1 pseudogene is annotated in these 2,332 nt (G+C 52.4%); it reads right to left on the reverse strand.

The features are described from left to right. Window positions 1–90 precede the first annotated feature (90 nt). Window positions 91–2,097, reverse strand: a pseudogene (locus ACJHWR_RS25160) (Tn3 family transposase); the annotation flags it as partial. Window positions 2,098–2,332 lie beyond the last annotated feature (235 nt).

Raw genomic sequence — 2,332 nt, forward strand, 5'->3', positions numbered from 1 at the left:
ACAGAATGATGTCACGCTGAAAATGCCGGCCTTTGAATGGGTTCATGTGCAGCTCCATCAGCAAAAGGGGATGATAAGTTTATCACCACCGACTATTTGCAACAGTGCCCTGACCAGCGTTTCAGCCCGAATGTAGTTTTGTTTTACCCAGCTCAGACGGTGGCGGGTCAGTGCCGGAATACTGTGTTTGATCAGCGGTTCATGTCCGATATTGCAGGCTTCAGCGAGCAGTACGGCACACAGGCTGATGTTAAGATCCTGAGCACGGGCTTCAGACTCACTCACATGAGTGAATTCGCGGGTAAAACCAGTCCGGGCGTCAATTTCAAGCAGCAGCTCTGTCAGATCAACAGGGGGGACTAGCTGCCTGACGCGGCTGTTCAGAAGAATCAGCGGCTGCGGTTCTTCCAGTTTTTCCAGACTGCTGATGGTCAGGGACGGATATTTACCCTGATGACAGATGCTCACGGCAGCATTCAGCTCAAAGCGTGAGGCCACCGTTTTCCAGGTTTCGTCCAGTTCGGTTGCCAGCTGTTTAACGGCATTTCCACCATCGGTGGGGTGTCCAAGCGCCCGGCATACGGCGATCCGCTGAGCCTGCCATTCTTTCCCCTGAAGAAACTTCTGACGCGGATCGCCCCAGCGATCGCTGTTCTCCAGCCAGATATCGCGGCGACGCAGCGAATCCTGAAGGCGTTCCAGCAGGCACAATGAGTATCCTGCACGCTGTATCCGGCCTTCGGAGTCGTACACCAGACGTTTCCAGGGACCTGTAATGATCTGCTCAGGCGCATTCTCCAGGAGGCGTTTTTTCGAACCACTCAGTTCGGCCAGGTAATGTATGGCCGATAGCGTATTTTCGCCGGCAGGGGCAGACTGAAAATGTAAATCACGCAGCATCGCTGGCAGAAAGCGCTTAACCCGTCCATATTGCTCGACCATTTCATCCTGGAAATTTGTGTCCTGCGGGCGGGCAAGCTCATTGACTTTACCTACGGATTCCGCCAGCCGGTTCTTTGGTACGTGGCTGAAAATAGTCTGACGCAGCGCTGCGTCATCCATTTTATCATCCAGTAAAAGCGTACATGCATGTGCCAGAAGTAGCGCCGCGCGATCAAGATCTTTGAGCGTTCTGAGCCGTTTTTTCTGCCCGGTTTGCTTCGCTGAACGCGTGATATTGAGGATCAGCAGATCCAGAACATCGACAGCCTCATCGAGTGCCAAAATTTCCTGTGCTTTAACAAACGCGGTCAGGATGGCCAGCCGCCGTTCCTCCGGCATTCTGGCGATATATTTTACCGAAGCCATGCCAGCATAACGAGCCAGGTTGCGGAGTTGAATTGCAGGCAGCCCGGCGAAATTCAGCCGGGAAAACTCCAGGCTGCGCAGGCGTGTGTAGCGCTGAAGTGCGTCAGTAAAGGCCGGACCACTGACGTTGACGGGCCCTTTTCGTATCTGCTCCATCACGGAAACCCGCTGTCCTTCCGGTATGACAAGCAGACCGGCCAGTTGCTCAGTCTGCCAGCTGTCAGGTAATGCAGCCAGTCTGCGCCACAAACGCCTGCTTGCCCGCTCACGAATTTCGCCAATGAGCCTCGTCAGCGCTGAGGCTGCGGGCAACAATACTTTATTCTGGAGCAACCATGCCGTGGCAAAATCGAACATCAGACCGGGGCGCTCGTTACTGAGCCATGTGCGGATATAAAGCAGACGTTTCAGTCTGAACGACCAGGGGAAATCGCCAAAATCATGGTAGTCAGAGTGTTGCCTGATCAGCCTTTGATGCTCCCAACGGGTATTCTCTCTCTGGGCGTATCGGGCCATGATCTCAGGGCGATGAATGTTCAGCTGTAATGCAACGTAATTTCGGACGCCGGGAGGTATTTGCAAGGGATCGGTCTGGAAGGTTCCCAGAAAACGGGCCGTGGTTAGCTGAAGGGCAATCCCAAATCGGTTATGTTTCCCCCGGCGCTGATTAATAAAAACAAGATCGCGTTCATCAAGATGAAAATACCGGGCCAGCTGAACCTCGTTAGGCTCGGCGGCATACCGTCCGTAGTTTTCGGTCTGTTCACTGGTCAGAAAACCGTCACTCATCCCGCATCCTTTCGTAAGGGTATCGCTCTGCTCAAATTTTGATAGTCTCAGATATTATAAGTTTTGAGACCTTTTAAAGTGCGTGCTTACATGAGTATCAAAAATCGTGTTTTATGCTTTATGAGGCACTGTTGCAAAGTTAGCGATGAGGCAGCCTTTTGTCTTATTCAAAGGCCTTACATTTCAAAAACTCTGCTTACCAGGCGCATTTCGCCCAGGGGATCACCATAATAAA

It is taken from the genome of Escherichia sp. WS568 (assembly GCF_046486085.1).
Taxonomy (GTDB): Bacteria; Pseudomonadota; Gammaproteobacteria; order Enterobacterales; family Enterobacteriaceae; genus Escherichia; species Escherichia coli.